This window comes from Aminobacterium colombiense DSM 12261 (assembly GCF_000025885.1).
GTDB lineage: Bacteria > Synergistota > Synergistia > Synergistales > Aminobacteriaceae > Aminobacterium > Aminobacterium colombiense.
Genome location: NC_014011.1, coordinates 1,381,466 through 1,394,884, shown reverse-complemented (window position 1 = coordinate 1,394,884; position 13,419 = coordinate 1,381,466). Strand labels below are relative to the sequence as shown.

Below are 13,419 nucleotides of genomic sequence, written 5' to 3'. Positions count from 1 at the left end.
GACAACTTTTCTGTCTTAAAAATAAGAGGGAGGGTGTGGTATGAAGAGTTTGCTTAAACTTCATTATGGAGCGGCGTTAGGCGAACATCTGACATCAGGTGTAACGACCTTCCAGGAGCTCCTGAATCTTGCTCCTCTTATTAAAAAGGCAGATGCTTTATTGAAAAGCCGCTCCGAGCTGGAACTTGAAGGTTCGGGGTGGCTTCTTCTTCCCCACAAAAAAGATAAAAAAATCAATGATCTGGCTGCGTGGCTCTCTTCTATGACTGATGTGATTCAGATAGGTATTGGAGGGTCGGCTCTGGGAAACATGATGCTTCATAACGCCCTTTTGCCTCCCTATTGGAATGAGATGAGTCCAACTCTTCCCCGTCCACGTTTCTACATGGCTGATAATGTTGATCCCCAAGAGAATAGAGCCATTTGGGATCGAGTAGACCCCCGCCATACGGCCCTGATCGTTGTCAGCAAGTCTGGCACTACGGCAGAAACTATGGCCAATTTCCTTTTCTTCTGGGAAGAAATGAAACAAACTGTAGGGACAGAGCAGGCCGCTCGCCAGACAATCATTATCACAGACCCTGAAAAAGGGGTACTCAGTGAGTTTGCGAAAGAAAGAGGCTGCGCCGTTTTGCCTGTTCCACCCAATGTAGGGGGGCGCTATTCAGTGCTTTCTCCAGTAGGGCTTCTTTCTGCAGCGGTTCTGGGAGCGGATACAGATAGCCTTCTTGAAGGAGCCCGGAAAATGGCAGACTTTCTTGCAGATGAACATGACATGGAAGGGAATCCTGCCTGGGTCTTTGCCGCCATTTCATGGCTTCATTTTATCCGAAAAAGAAACATGATCGTTTTTATGCCTTATATTGACAGCCTTTCTATGTTGAGCGAATGGTTTGCCCAGCTCTGGGGGGAAAGCCTCGGAAAGGAAGGAAAGGGATCAACGCCAATAAAAGCCCTCGGAACTATCGATCAGCACTCACAATTGCAGCTTTACACAGAAGGCCCTGATGATAAATTATTTTTGCTGTTGCACGTAAGTTCTCTCAAGGAAGATATCGTTATCCCACATGCAGAAGAGAAAAGCCTCGCTTCTCTTTCCTATCTTTTTGGCCAGTCAATGAACATGTTGCGATATTCAGAACAGCTTTCCACGGCGTCATCCCTTGTAAAAGCAGGGCGGCCTGTGCTTTGGCTAGAGATTCCGGAGTTGAATGCATTCTACCTTGGAGCTCTGATCTATCTGTTGGAGTATGCAACAGCTCTTACCGGGTTTATCATGGATATCAACCCATTCGATCAGCCGGGGGTAGAACTTGGCAAAGAGTATACTTTCGCCTTGATGGGAAGGTCTGGGTTCGAAGTACAGGCTCAAGAAGTTGCCCGTTTTTCAAAGAACCTTTCTTCCCGGACTATTACCGTTTCAATAGAGGAAAAGTGATACAATACTCCTGTGTTTTGAGAGGGCAAAATTTCTCGAAGTTAAGTTCATAAAAGAAGGGATTGGGAAACGTGGATACATCTCTCCTCAAAGTTGATTCCATAACGGTGCGTAGAGATAACGCAACCATACTTAAAGATATAAGCTTGCGTGTGGAGTCAGGGGAAGTAACGGGCGTCCTTGGCCGAAATGGGGCCGGAAAATCAAGTCTTGCCTATGCTCTAATGGGGTTGCCAGACTATATTCCTGTGAAGGGCTCTATATCTTTTCTCGGAGAGGACATTACGAGCTGGTCTATAACTGATCGTGCCAAGGCTGGGCTGACATTGGCGTGGCAGATGCCGGCACGGTACGAGGGTATTTCCATACGGGATTATTTGCGTATAGGGCCTCAAAACAGCTCTGAACGGAACCTTGAAGAGGCCATGGATTTTGTACAGATGAGCCCTCTCTTTCTCGATAGAGCCATAGACAAAAGTTTATCAGGCGGGGAGCGCAAAAGAATAGAGTTGGCCTCCATTTACCTTATGAAACCGCGCCTTGCCATTCTTGATGAACCGGATTCGGGAGTAGACCTTCTTGCCTTGAGAGAAGTCTTGGGGCTTTTACGTCTTCTTGCCGACCAAGGGAGCGGCGTTATGGTCATAACCCACCGTGAAGACGTAGCCGCCGGGTGCGACCGATCCTATCTCATGTGTGACGGGCGTATTATTCTCGAGGGAAGCGCAGCTGCCGTGAAGCGATATTTCATGTCTCAGTGTCGCCCCTGCGAAGGCTGCGAGGGAGAGCAGATAAGCCGAAAGGGAGTTCTTAATGAGGTGATGGGCCGTGCCAAAAATCAGTAAAGAATTTCAAGAAATATTAACCATAGCGGCCAGTGTCCCTGGGTACAATTATTTCAACCATCGAAAGGGAGCCTATGCTCTCATCGGCGCAAACAAGGTTGTTGATTATCATGAGGTAGAGGGTGTTCATATCGAAGCCTATGAAACAGAGGACGGGGTAAGGGCTGTTATAGAAGTAGAGGAAGGGACTCGCTTAACAGATCCTGTACATCTTTGCTTCGGCGATGTCCGAAAAGAAGGGCGTCAAATTATAGATAGCCACATCACTGTCGGCCGTGGAGCACATGTTGAATTTTTAGCCCATTGTGTCTTTCCCCATGCGGAAAAGTTTCTTCATGCCATGAAGGGTGTGGTAGAAGTAGGTGAGGGAGCTGACGTAACCTACAAAGAACTTCATTTTCACGGCCCCAAGAGCCAGATGGAGGTTCGTCCTGTCACAGAAGTGAAGGTCGAAAAAGGCGGACGGTATGCAAACGATTTCTCACTTGTCGAAGGAAGGGTAGGCTCTCTCGATATTAAAATCGATATAGATGCCGTGGGAGAAGGAAGCCGAGTAGAATTGACGTCGAAGGTTTACGGCAAGGATGATGACACCGTAAAGATTCAGGATGTGGTAAAGCTTTCTGGACGGAATAGTTCAGCCCTTATAAAAACCAGGACGGTATTGAAGGATCGAAGTGTTGGAAGTTTTCTCGGGATGATAGATGGTGCGGCCCCTGGAGCCAAAGGCCACGTGGATTGCACAGAAGTAGTTCAGGGAGAAGCTGTGGCCGACGCCTCACCAGTGGTAAAGGCATCCCACCCTGAAGCGGAAGTAACCCACGAAGCGGCCATTGGACGTATCGCAGATGATAAAATAGCTGGTCTTATGGCGAAGGGCCTTTCTTCAGACCAGGCCATCGACATGATTGTCTCAGGACTTTTAAAATAAGTATTGAACTGCAAAATCGAACATAAGCAAAGAGCCGCCTCATCCTCAGAGATGGCTCTTTTTCGTCTTATCCCCCGTTATTAGTCTGACTCTCCTGTTCTATCTTCCAGACATCTGAAAGTCGCACTGACGAAAGAGCGTGGATAATGTTCTTTTTAATACTTGGATTCTCTCTCGCAAGGTTTTCTATAAGCATACGGGTTCTGCTTCGCTGAGTATGAAGGGAAAAGGGACATTTATCTTCTGTCACCGGCAAATGTAGCCGCTGGGCCTCCTTCATAATGTCTTTTTCTCCAATATATATAAGGGGCCTGATAACCCACAGGCCGGTTCGGCTCTGCCAGAACTTGGGCTTGAAGCTTTTAAACCGGCCAGTCTGAAAAAGGTTCATGAGCACTGTTTCGGCTACGTCATCAAGGTTATGCCCCAATGCGAGAACATTATACCCACGTTCCACCGCTTCTGAACTTATAATGCCCCGCCGTATGTTGGCACAGAAGCTGCAAGGTGATTTCTCCTCTCTTTTTTTTATTATCTTTGAAATAGGATAAATGGTCACGTAATGTTCTAGGTTAAGGCTGCGGCAGAATTCAGAAAGGGGACGGGTTGCCATCTCTCCGCCTGTAATATCCACAGTGCATGCCCCTAATTCGAAGCGGCGGGGAGACTTTTTTCGAAAGGCGGCCAGGGCAGCGAGGAGAAACAGGCTATCCTTGCCTCCAGAAAGCCCAACAAGTATTCTATCCCCCTCTTCGATCATGGAAAAATCGCCGAGGGCTTTCCCAAATCGTTTGCGCAGCATAGGCTGAAGTTGAAGAACCCGTTTCTCTTGTATGTTGTCTATCATGTTCTCTCTCTCTTTTTCTATTATGGAATGTGGTAATATAATTGGGACTATGGGCCTAGCCTAAAGATGCAATTTTAAAAAATCTTTTCACCGCTATATTTACACTATATCATAGGCGCGAATAGGCTCACAGAGTATTATGCGGAGGTGGAATCATGGATTCTATACGCCTTGTAATAGCGGATGATCATAGACTCTTTAGGGATGGGGTAAAGAAATTATTAGAGTACGAGTCCGATATTGAGGTCATAGGCGAAGCTGGCGATGGAGAAGAAGCTCTTAAGGTTGTACGAGAAAAAAAACCGGATATCCTTCTTTTTGATATAAATATGCCCAAAAAAGATGGAATACAATTAGTCAGAGAACTGAATAGCTTATCTCATGGCATTAAATTTGTTGCCGTTAGTGCTAAAGACGATGAAGACAGTCTTTCAGCCCTTTCTTCTGTAGGAGTTTTAGGCTTTGTCCTCAAGGCATCCGGAAGGGTAGAACTATTATCAGCCATTCGATCTGCCAATCGAAACCAGCCTTATGTAGATCCCCAGGTAGCAGGAAAGCTTCTAACGTCATTTTCAAGACGTAAGGAGGAAAATGACCAGCTCTATGAACTGACCCCCAGAGAAAAAGAGATTCTTTACTGGCTAGCTCAGGGCCTAAGCAATTCTGAAGTGGCAAGTAAAATGGTTCTCTCAGAAAAAACTGTAAAAAACCATGTGAGCCACGTCCTGAAAAAACTTGATTTGCGCGATAGGACCCAAGCCGCTATATTGGCGTGGCGCATAGGCTTTGCCCAGCTTCAGCCTGAATCTTTGCACCAAATAGTAAATGGGGGTGCCTTTATAGAAAGGTAACTTTATTTCACTACGTGGTAGAATAGCCCTCGAAGAAGAGCTGGAGGAGATTGGTTACATGATCGAAAAAGTGCAGAAGCAACTTCAGGAATCGATTAACGTCAAAATTGCGGCTTTATCTTTAGCAGAAAAAGTGGCATCAGCTTCCCAATTGATAATACAAGCGCTATCTCACGGAGGAACCGCTTTCTTTTTGGGGAATGGCGGTTCAGCGGCAGATGCGCAGCATTTAGCAGCAGAACTTGTTGGTCGCTTTGAAAAAAACAGAAAAGCGTTGCGAGCCGTGGCATTAACAACAAACCCCAGCACTATCACAGCCCTTGCTAACGATTACGGATATGAAAATATCTTTCTCAGACAGCTGCAAGCACTGGCCGCGCCAGGAGACATCGTTATTGGAATTTCTACAGGCGGCGCAAGTCCCAATGTAGTCAAAGCTCTGACGTGGGCGAAAGAGAAGGGTATTGAGACAATAGCCATGACTGGTGAAAATGGCGGAGATTTAGCAAGGATCGCTTCTCTTCTTCTTACAGCCCCATCGTCTCACACCCCCCGAATTCAGGAGCTTCACATTACGTGGGGACATATAATCTGCGGTTTAATAGAGGAGGCCCTTTGTTCCAATGGGTGATGAACTTGCTGTTATCCTTGCGGGTGGGCTGGGGACGCGTCTCAGACGTGTCGTATCAGATTGTCCCAAATCCCTTGCCCCAATAGACGGCAAACCTTTCTTGCATTGGCTCTTCCTCTTCCTTCGACAAAAAGGGATAGGTCAATGTGTCTTGCTTCTTGGATATAAATCAGAGCAAATCATTGAGTACTGCCAGAATGGCGAGAAATGGGGGCTCTCTATAGAGTATAGCCTTGAGCCAAAGCCACTTGATAAAGGAGGGGCCTTGCGGTACGCCCTTCCTCTCATTCAAAAAGAGCGTTTTTTATTCCTTAATGGGGATACATTGCTTGACGTAAACATAGAACAAATGTTCTACCAGAGTCGAAAACTTGACTCTGATGTACTCATTGCGTTGCGTAAATGGCCTTCCATAGAAAGAACCGATCCAGTAGAGGTAGACAAACAGAATCGGGTGTTGCGTTTTGGAAACCCTTCCATAAAGGCAGGGTGTGATGGCCATTGGCTTGTAAATGGCGGCATGTATATTGTAAAGCGCTCCATATTGGAACCTCTCCCGGAAGGGCGGCTTTCCTGGGAAAAAAACGTATTGCCCTCATTGCTTAACGACGGGAAGGATGTATATGCTTTTGAAGCGAAGGGATACTTTATCGATATTGGCGTTCCTGAAGATTATGAAAAAAGTCAGATGGAGATTCCTCAGTTCATAAATTCCCTTAGCTCATAAGAAGGTGTTTATAAAAATGGTGACAAGGGTTTTTATTACAGGTATTGGCGGGTTTATTGGCTGCCATCTCTCTGAATTTCTTGCAAAAAAAGGTTGTGAGGTATGGGGTTCTTACTTTCGCCCTACTAACGATATGAGCGTTCCAGCATCTTATGCGAAGGGACTCTTCAATATTGATGTCAGACAGCGCTCCCACCTTGAGGACGCTCTTCAGAAAGTGCGTCCCCATGTCGTATACCACCTTGCGGCTCAAAGTTATCCAATGGTTTCCTATAAAGAACCTGAATATACCGTTGAGTCGAATGTAATGGGCACGTTGAACCTCTTTGAAGCCATGCTTCATCTCGACCTTCGAGGAACACGGGTACTTCTGGCTTCTTCAACGGCTGCATACGGGTTTATAGACCCTTCAGAGGCTCCTGTCACAGAGAGCCAGCCCTTCCGCCCGGCTCATGTCTACGGTATGTCGAAAGCAGCCCAGGACTTGCTGGGGTCTACGTATTTTAATGCCCATGGCCTGGATATTATCCGATTGAGAATTGGAAATTGTGTTGGGCTTCGCCGCACTGGAGAGGTTGTTTCGGATTTTACCCGAAGGCGCGCGCAGATCGACCTTGGTATTATTGGCCCGGAATTTCATGTGGGCAATCTTCATACGAAGCGTGCTTTCCTCGACGTTCGCGATGCAGTAGAGGGGTTTTGGGCCCTTCAGGAAAAAGGGAAAGGCGGCGAAGCTTATAATATCTCCGGTGCAGATGCTGTATCTATGCAGCAACTTCTTGATGTCGTCCTTTCAGGATGTTCGAAATCGGTGCAAGTTGTGCGGGACTTATCTCTAGTCAGATCTGTAGACGAACTTATCTATTGGAATGACCTTTCAAAAATAGAGAGACACACAGGCTGGAAACCTCATCGGGCTTTGAGAGAAACCGTAGAGGACATGATCGAATGGTGGAAAACAGAACTCTCAAAAGCACCAGAAGGGGGGAATAAAGTTTGATTACATCCATTGATGACAAAAGGGTATCTTTACGTTCGAGCAAATCAAGAGATAGGGAAGACCTGCTCAGAGAGGTGAAAGAGATTCTTTCAAATGAAGGAAAAGTGCTTCGCTTCATTGAGGCTGATGGTGTGGCTATAGAAGAGGAAGCATTTAAAGCCCTTCGAGAAATTGTTATGGTCAATTTTATCAGCATATCTGTTCAGGAACTTGTTATGGAATCTCTGGAAAACTCTGAAAAATACCTTATAACAATAATTGACGCTATGGATAAGAGCGCTTGCGCTTTAGAAAAAAAACAGGCAGATGACGCTATGACGGCATTGATAGATGCAGTGGAAGGCATCTGTTGGCAGTTGGAAACCATATACCAATTGCAGATTCTTCTTTCGGTAGAAGAGAGAGAAAGAATGGATGAAGAGTTTGAAGCGCATCGAGAAACTTTGATAGATGGTCTGGAGCGAACTTCGGAATTTATGAAAGAACGGAAGCATGCGGAAGCAGCCGGCATAATACGTGAAAAAATAAACCCATCACTTGATGGCCTCCATTCCTATATAGAAAATCTTCGCTCCCTTGCCCATGGGAAAGCATGGTAGAAAAGATGGTACCGGCTGTCTTTATTGACAGAGACGGAACATTGATAGAGCATGTTCCTTATCTAGACGATCTGAAAAGGATAAAGCTTATCCCTAAAGCTGCTTTAGCTCTTAAAAAAATGAAAGAATTAGGATATCTGCTCGTTGTGGTAACCAACCAGAGCGGTGTAGCAAGAGGTTATTTCGAAGAGGACTTTGTGCAAAAAAGTCACCGGTTTATACAGCGTGAATTAGAGAAAGAAGGAGCTTCTATCGATGCTTTTTATTATTGCCCGCACCATCCGGAAGCAACGATAGGTCGTTACAGGCGGCAGTGTAGATGCCGAAAGCCTTTCCCTGACATGGTGCTTAATGCGGTTGAAGATTTCTCCATAGACTTGAAAAGAAGCTGGATCATAGGGGATAATGAGCCAGATTTTCTTTTAGCCGAGAACACCGGATGTCCCTTTATACTTGTGCGAACAGGTTATGGCGCTGAATTCGAGCAAGAGAGAAGGTGTTCGTCTGTAAAAGTTGTAAATGGGCTCTACGAAGCGGCATGTTATATTGAAAGAGTCCATGGGATTGAATGAGAGGTGTGTCTCCTGTGTCATTACGAAAAGGACTATTGATATTTTTAACATTGACATTTGGAGTCAGCGCCTTGGTTCTTGTATCTAGCGTGGATCAAGGTACTGTCAGAATGCTGTTATCAGCACGGAAGTCTGTTTTGCTTCTCGTCTTTGCTCTTGTGATATGCGCCTGGTGTTGTGATGCCATGCGTTTTTGTGCTATTGCCAAAGCAGCTTCAGAACATATAAGTTTTCGTCTTGGGCTGGTTTTGACCTGGCTCCATTACTTTGGCTGTGCGGTAACGCCCATGCAAAGCGGCGGGGGGCCCTTTCAGGTATTTGTGCTCTATAAAAGGGATATGCCTATAGGAAAGGGAGTGGCAATTACCCTCACCCGCACCCTTCTTACTCTTCTTCTGCTAGGCATAGTGGTGCCTCTAGCCATCCTTTTGGAACCTGAACTTTTGGGCACGGGTCTCTTTATAAAAAGCATCTTCACCTACGTGGCCGTTTTTGTAGGGGTTTCATGGATACTGGTCGTTCTTAGCCTTACGAGGCCAAAGCTTATGAAAAAATGGGGGCAAATACTGACCCTCTGGCTCAAACGTTTTGGTATAGTGAAACGTCTCAAGGTTCTTGCCGTTATCAGACGGATTAATCTTGAGATAGATAATTACAGTGAAAATTTCCGCCTCTTTTTTTCGTCTGGGTTCCCACATTTCATTTGGGCGGTCTTTCTCTCCGCTCTTCATCTTCTTTGTCTCTTCTCCGTCTTGCCCTGCCTGATCTGGGCTGTAGGGCTTCCTGTTCACTATTTGCAGGCCTTCATGGCCCAAGCAGTGTTCATGTTTGTACTCTACTTCGTTCCAACTCCAGGGGCGAGCGGAGTAGCAGAAGGCGGCGGCGCTGCTCTATTTGGACTACTTGTCCCTTGGCATATAGCAGGGGTAATGGCCATTCTCTGGCGTTTTTTTACGGAGTATCTGGCAATTGGCATGGGAGCGGCTGTGGCTATTCATTTTTTAGGATGGGGAGTAAGCGAACAGATCTTTATAGAAGAAAGAGGAAAGTTTGAAAATGACGCGTGATGCCCTTCGTGCCCTCATCTTCAAGTTGCGAGGAGGTTTATGGACGGCACTTTACCTCCTCATATTACTTTTGGCTAGCCCAGAGAAGAGTAGATTGGTCTCGTCACTGCTTCTTGTTGCGTTAGGTCAACTTATACGTTTTTGGGCTTCGGGCTGTATTGTGAAATACAGGGGAGAAAAAGTAGGGGCAGAACAACTTGTGACCTGGGGCCCTTACGCCTTTGTAAGAAACCCTCTCTATGTGGGAAATGGCCTCATTGGCCTTGGATGGGCTCTATTAGCAGGGCCGTTAGTTGTAGCTCTTTTCCTAACCTCATTCTTTCTTATCTATGGGGTATGGATAGTTCCCTACGAAGAATCTTTCCTCGAAAAAAAATTTGGAGAAGCCTACTCCGCGTATTGTCAATCTACAGGCCGTTTTATTCCTTCTTTTTGGCCAGGGGATCGTCTTCATGGACCCTATGACTGGTCCATCGTCTGGAGAAGTGAAAGACACTCTTTATGGATTACCCTTGCGGGGACGGCCCTTCTTCTTTCCCGCTTTAAGTGGTAAAAAAATTTCTTTCAAAAGCTACTTAAACAAACTCAAAATGCATTTAAAACAGCGAGCTCCCAGAGAATTTTCTCTGAGGGCTTTTTGCTTATTTGAGGCTATGTTTTAGTTAGTATGGGTAGTTGCTATCCTTTCTCAATACCGAAAAAAGAAAATAGTTCTCTCCTCTTGAGAATAACTCTCCCCTTTAACTCAAGAACAAGATGGTTAATTCTAAATAAAAACAATAGTAAAATATCTTTTCTATTGTTTTTTATAATATTTAGTCTATAATGACTAAATTAGAAGTGTGTTTAAAAAATCACAAATGAAACATGCCTTTTTACCCCCGTTTAAATTAAAAAGGAGGAATACATTACGAGAGCATTCGCTATGTTAGGTATTGGAAAGACAGGTTGGATTGAAAAAGAAAAACCTGTTGCAGGTCCTTTTGATGCCATAGTTCGTCCCCTTGCGGTATCTCCTTGTACGTCTGATATCCACACTGTTTTTGAAGGGGCTATCGGAGACAGAAAAGATATGATCCTCGGTCACGAAGCAGTTGGGGTAGTGGAAGAAGTTGGGACAGAAGTTAAGGATTTCAAACCGGGAGACAGAGTTATTGTTCCTGCTATTACTCCCGATTGGCGTTCCATAGCTGTACAGCGCGGTTTCCCTCAACATTCAAATGGTCTTCTTGCGGGATGGAAATTTTCTAATTTTAAGGACGGCGTTTTCGCAGAGTTTTTCCATGTTAATGACGCCGATATGAACCTTGCGTTGTTGCCATATGGGATTTCGCCCAAAGCTGCTGTAATGATAACAGACATGGTTACAACTGGATTTCACGGAGTAGAGTTGGCTGAGATCCAATTTGGCATGAGTGTTGTTGTTATTGGAATTGGCCCGGTAGGACTTATGGCTGTGGCTGGGGCGGCTCTTGCTGGCGCAGGTCGTATATTTGCCGTGGGAAGCAGGCCCAAGTGTGTCGAAGTTGCCCAGGCCTATGGCGCTACGGATATCATCAACTATCGGAATGGAGAAATTGTAGATCAGATTATAGAACTGACCCATGGAGAGGGAGTAGACAGAGTAATTGTTGCCGCTCCTGGTATTGACATGATTAAAAAGGGAGTAAAAATGGCTAAACCCGGTTCTGTCATCTCTAACGTCAACTATTTTGGCGAAGGCGAAGATCTTCTCATTCCTCGCATTGAGTGGGGATGCGGCATGGCGCATAAAACCATCCGCGGCGGGCTATGCCCAGGAGGAAGAGTTCGTATGGAAAACTTAGCAAACCTTGTTCAATATGGACGCCTGGATCCTTCTTTGTTGCTTACCCATGAATTTAATAGTTTTGATAAAATGGAAGAAGCGTTGCTACTGATGAAAGACAAACCAAAAGACTTAATTAAACCTGTAGTTGTGTTAGAGTAACTGCTTTTCCCACATAGTTAAAAAAAGAAGGGGGCCTTTTTAACGAGCCTCCTTCTGTCTTAAACTATGCGCGAAGGGAATATCCTCCAAAAAGCCTTTGCCACGTATCATCGTAAATCTTCTTGGGTGGCACCGAACGTCTGGCGAGCCCCTCAGAAATGGCAGATTGCGCCACAGCTTCCGCTACACATGGGGCCGTTTCATCTGAGAAAAGGTCGGGCATAATGTGGTTCTCGTTCATTCGCCGTTTATCAACCACTCCTGAAACAGCCTTCGCGGCAGCCATGAGCACATTCTTATTGAGACCTGTGGCTCGAACGTCGAGAAGTCCCCGTACCAGCCCCGGATAAATGTGAAGGTTTGGCATTGGATTTTTGCATGAGGTAAGACCCATGGCTACTATCCGTGCCCCTGCTGATCGGGCTTCCTCTTCAGTTATTTCAGGGTAAGGCACCGAAAGAGGAAATACTATGGATGAAGAATTCATCCTTTTGATCTGGTCGCAGGAAAACTTTCCCCTGGAGGAAAGGCCAACATACACATCCGCGCCTTCAATTGCATCATCAAGGTTTCCCTTTAATCCCTCAGGATTGACCCGTTCTGACATACTCCGCTGAATAGAGTTCATAGAAGGATTTTGCGGACCGAGAATACCCTTGCTGTTCAGCAAGACAATGTTTTTGACCCCAACATAGAGAAGCATGTCAGTTACAGCAATACCAGCGGCGCCAGCCCCGTGTATGACAACTTTTATATCGCTTATTTTCTTGTCCACTACAGCTAAAGCATTTGTCAGAGCAGCTAAAACCACAGCGGAAGACCCTTGCTGATCGTCAGAAAAGACAGGTATTTCAATAGACTGCAGCGCTTTTACAACGTTTGATATATTTGGGCTTGATACGTCTTCTATATCAATAGCCCCGAAGGTAGGGGCCAGATGTTTTGCCGTTTCGATTATTTCCTCAGCGCTCAGAGCTTCAATACAAATAGGGATAGCACTTATATCTCCGAATTTTTTGAAAAGAAGACACTTCCCCTCAATAACAGGCAGCGCGGCGTGTGGGCCGATATTGCCCATTCCCAAAACAGATGTTCCGTCTGTAATCACCGCCAGGCGATTGTTTCTCCCTGTGTATTCATAGGATCTGTCACGATCTTCCTGTATTTCTGCAGCAGCGTAAGCGCTTCCCTGAACGTAGGTTTCGGCAAGATCTTCTTCATTTCTGATGTTTACTGTGGGGTACATTTTTATTTTACCCCGTGCTCTTCGGTGCAATTCTAATGCTTTCTGCCGTTCCACAGTCACAAAAAGCCCCCCTTTGTAGAAAGCCTCTTACTTTTTTATTTAAAAAGAGGCAGCAACGCTTTAAATTCTGGAGTGCCTGACCGTTCCATTAACTGGTAGAGCACGGTTTCTGTCGGAACGACTATTGCTCCCATTTGTGTCATAGTTCTGAGGGCAAGGTCATGATTGTTCCTGTTGCGGCTTCCGCAGGCATCTGCGGCGACCCAGATGGTAAAACCTGCCTTGATCAGATCCATGACTGTTGCCAGAACACAAATGTGGCTCTCTATACCCCATAGGACAATCTGTTTTTTATCATTCTTTTCTAAAATATCGATGAATCCCTCTTCGTCGCAACAGGAAAAGGTCAATTTCTGAAAAGCGGTTTTTCCCTCAATTTTTTCGAGAAGCTGACGATCTGTGCTTCCCAATCCTTTAGGATACTGCTCTGTGTAAGTGAAGGGAACTTCTAACACTTTTGCTCCTTCTACAAGGCGGAGAGCGTTGGCTTTTATTTCTTCAAATCCATGTATTGCGGGGAGAAGGCGCTCCTGAAGGTCGATCATAAGAAACTGAGTGTTCTTACGAGATAGTTTCAAAGAAGTCATTTCGTTCCTCCTTGTGATAAAAATAATCTTTTATTTGTCAAAGTTTATT

At 45.5% G+C, this 13,419-nt stretch carries 15 protein-coding genes; 12 read left to right on the top strand and 3 right to left on the bottom strand.

The genetic code is table 11. The features are described 5' to 3' along the window. Positions 1-40 precede the first annotated feature (40 nt). The 3 genes from AMICO_RS06970 to AMICO_RS06960 all read left to right on the top strand — a co-directional run bounded on the left by AMICO_RS06970 (position 41) and on the right by AMICO_RS06960 (position 3,214). Positions 41-1,438 (top strand): phosphoglucose isomerase-related protein, encoded by a 1,398-nt coding sequence (locus tag AMICO_RS06970; protein ID WP_013048746.1) that lies wholly within the window; start codon positions 41-43, stop codon positions 1,436-1,438. A 71-nt stretch (positions 1,439-1,509) separates the two neighbouring features. Continuing rightward, positions 1,510-2,283, top strand: coding sequence for an ABC transporter ATP-binding protein (locus AMICO_RS06965; RefSeq protein ID WP_013048745.1), 774 nt, complete (start codon positions 1,510-1,512; stop codon positions 2,281-2,283). Next, positions 2,267-3,214 (top strand): SufB/SufD family protein, encoded by a 948-nt coding sequence (locus tag AMICO_RS06960; RefSeq protein WP_013048744.1) that lies wholly within the window; start codon positions 2,267-2,269, stop codon positions 3,212-3,214. The genes AMICO_RS06965 and AMICO_RS06960 overlap by 17 nt, the downstream gene beginning before the upstream one ends. Positions 3,215-3,281: 67 nt before the next feature. Here the strand turns inward: AMICO_RS06960 and AMICO_RS06955 are convergent, their stop codons facing one another. Then, complete coding sequence (locus AMICO_RS06955) at positions 3,282-4,061, bottom strand: tRNA 2-thiocytidine biosynthesis TtcA family protein (RefSeq protein ID WP_013048743.1); 780 nt, start codon at positions 4,059-4,061, stop codon at positions 3,282-3,284. A gap of 155 nt (positions 4,062-4,216) precedes the next feature. On the opposite strand from AMICO_RS06955, the gene AMICO_RS06950 reads away from it, so the two are divergent. From AMICO_RS06950 to AMICO_RS06910, 9 genes are all read left to right on the top strand, one after another. Further along, positions 4,217-4,912 (top strand): response regulator, encoded by a 696-nt coding sequence (locus AMICO_RS06950; RefSeq protein WP_013048742.1) that lies wholly within the window; start codon positions 4,217-4,219, stop codon positions 4,910-4,912. A 58-nt stretch (positions 4,913-4,970) separates the two neighbouring features. Beyond that, positions 4,971-5,543: a D-sedoheptulose-7-phosphate isomerase gene (locus AMICO_RS06945; protein ID WP_013048741.1), complete on the top strand. Its 573-nt coding sequence runs from the start codon at positions 4,971-4,973 to the stop codon at positions 5,541-5,543. Continuing rightward, positions 5,536-6,270, top strand: coding sequence for a nucleotidyltransferase family protein (locus AMICO_RS06940; RefSeq protein WP_013048740.1), 735 nt, complete (start codon positions 5,536-5,538; stop codon positions 6,268-6,270). The genes AMICO_RS06945 and AMICO_RS06940 overlap by 8 nt, the downstream gene beginning before the upstream one ends. A gap of 16 nt (positions 6,271-6,286) precedes the next feature. After that, positions 6,287-7,270, top strand: coding sequence for a GDP-mannose 4,6-dehydratase (locus AMICO_RS06935; RefSeq protein ID WP_013048739.1), 984 nt, complete (start codon positions 6,287-6,289; stop codon positions 7,268-7,270). Next, the gene (locus AMICO_RS06930; RefSeq protein ID WP_013048738.1) at positions 7,267-7,869 is read left to right on the top strand and encodes a DUF8042 domain-containing protein; all 603 of its coding nucleotides are present in this window, start codon (positions 7,267-7,269) and stop codon (positions 7,867-7,869) included. The genes AMICO_RS06935 and AMICO_RS06930 overlap by 4 nt, the downstream gene beginning before the upstream one ends. Further along, positions 7,863-8,441, top strand: coding sequence for a D-glycero-alpha-D-manno-heptose-1,7-bisphosphate 7-phosphatase (locus AMICO_RS06925; RefSeq protein ID WP_013048737.1), 579 nt, complete (start codon positions 7,863-7,865; stop codon positions 8,439-8,441). The genes AMICO_RS06930 and AMICO_RS06925 overlap by 7 nt, the downstream gene beginning before the upstream one ends. Before the next feature lie 14 nt (positions 8,442-8,455). Next, positions 8,456-9,508, top strand: coding sequence for a lysylphosphatidylglycerol synthase transmembrane domain-containing protein (locus AMICO_RS06920; protein WP_041459635.1), 1,053 nt, complete (start codon positions 8,456-8,458; stop codon positions 9,506-9,508). Beyond that, the gene (locus AMICO_RS06915; protein ID WP_013048735.1) at positions 9,498-10,061 is read left to right on the top strand and encodes a methyltransferase family protein; all 564 of its coding nucleotides are present in this window, start codon (positions 9,498-9,500) and stop codon (positions 10,059-10,061) included. Before AMICO_RS06920 ends, AMICO_RS06915 begins: the two co-directional genes overlap by 11 nt. A 372-nt stretch (positions 10,062-10,433) precedes the next feature. Then, complete coding sequence (locus AMICO_RS06910) at positions 10,434-11,477, top strand: NAD(P)-dependent alcohol dehydrogenase (RefSeq protein WP_013048734.1); 1,044 nt, start codon at positions 10,434-10,436, stop codon at positions 11,475-11,477. A 64-nt stretch (positions 11,478-11,541) separates the two neighbouring features. Here AMICO_RS06910 and AMICO_RS06905 read toward each other — a convergent pair whose 3' ends face one another. Beyond that, positions 11,542-12,783 carry an NAD(P)-dependent malic enzyme gene (locus tag AMICO_RS06905; protein ID WP_013048733.1) on the bottom strand — a complete coding sequence of 414 codons (1,242 nt, stop codon included), beginning with the start codon at positions 12,781-12,783 and terminating at the stop codon, positions 11,542-11,544. Positions 12,784-12,818: 35 nt separating this feature from the next. Next, positions 12,819-13,370: a hydrolase gene (locus AMICO_RS06900; RefSeq protein WP_013048732.1), complete on the bottom strand. Its 552-nt coding sequence runs from the start codon at positions 13,368-13,370 to the stop codon at positions 12,819-12,821. Positions 13,371-13,419: the final 49 nt, after the last annotated feature.

Bases quoted from the DNA above. Each gene is read 5' to 3' on its own strand.
- AMICO_RS06970 (WP_013048746.1), top strand. From the start codon at position 41: ATGAAGAGTTTGCTTAAACTTCATTATGGAGCGGCGTTAGGCGAACAT.
- AMICO_RS06955 (WP_013048743.1), bottom strand. From the start codon at position 4,061: ATGATAGACAACATACAAGAGAAACGGGTTCTTCAACTTCAGCCTATG.
- AMICO_RS06950 (WP_013048742.1), top strand. From the start codon at position 4,217: ATGGATTCTATACGCCTTGTAATAGCGGATGATCATAGACTCTTTAGG.
- AMICO_RS06945 (WP_013048741.1), top strand. From the start codon at position 4,971: ATGATCGAAAAAGTGCAGAAGCAACTTCAGGAATCGATTAACGTCAAA.
- AMICO_RS06940 (WP_013048740.1), top strand. From the start codon at position 5,536: ATGGGTGATGAACTTGCTGTTATCCTTGCGGGTGGGCTGGGGACGCGT.
- AMICO_RS06935 (WP_013048739.1), top strand. From the start codon at position 6,287: ATGGTGACAAGGGTTTTTATTACAGGTATTGGCGGGTTTATTGGCTGC.
- AMICO_RS06925 (WP_013048737.1), top strand. From the start codon at position 7,863: ATGGTAGAAAAGATGGTACCGGCTGTCTTTATTGACAGAGACGGAACA.
- AMICO_RS06915 (WP_013048735.1), top strand. From the start codon at position 9,498: ATGACGCGTGATGCCCTTCGTGCCCTCATCTTCAAGTTGCGAGGAGGT.
- AMICO_RS06910 (WP_013048734.1), top strand. From the start codon at position 10,434: ATGTTAGGTATTGGAAAGACAGGTTGGATTGAAAAAGAAAAACCTGTT.
- AMICO_RS06900 (WP_013048732.1), bottom strand. From the start codon at position 13,370: ATGACTTCTTTGAAACTATCTCGTAAGAACACTCAGTTTCTTATGATC.